The sequence below is a fragment of the Sutterella seckii genome (assembly GCF_009183815.1).
Lineage (GTDB): Bacteria > Pseudomonadota > Gammaproteobacteria > Burkholderiales > Burkholderiaceae_F > Sutterella > Sutterella seckii.
Window position 1 is genome coordinate 1 of sequence record NZ_WEHX01000253.1, and the last position, 437, is coordinate 437.

The following is a 437-nucleotide window of genomic DNA, read 5'->3' on the forward strand; positions in this document are numbered from 1 at the left end:
GACAAGCTTTCGAGAGCATTTGACGTCATAGACAATCTCTGCTCCCGGATGCGAGCGAAGAATGTCTTCTGCGAAAAGCATCATGAGACGATCGGGATAAATCACTTCGCCTTCGTTTGTCACGACGCCGAGACGATCGCCGTCGCCGTCAAGCGCGAAGCCGTAGTCTGCGCCGACTTCCTTCACCTTGCGAATCAGCATTTCAAGGTTTTTCGGTTTGGACGGATCCGGATGGTGATTCGGGAAATGTCCGTCTACGTCGCAGTAGAGGGGAACAACTTCAACGTCGAGCTTCGAAAGGATGCGAAGCATGACGGGCCCTGCAATTCCGTTGCCGGCGTCAACCACAACCTTAAGTCGACGGGAAAGTCGAACGCCGTCAATCACCTTTTCAACATACGGCGTAACGGCATCAACACGTTCGATAGAGCCTGGTG

General features: G+C 53.3%; 1 pseudogene. It reads right to left on the reverse strand.

The window, feature by feature from the left end:
• Positions 1-387 (reverse strand): annotated as a pseudogene (locus GBM95_RS12070) (phosphomannomutase/phosphoglucomutase); the annotation flags it as partial.
• Positions 388-437 lie beyond the last annotated feature (50 nt).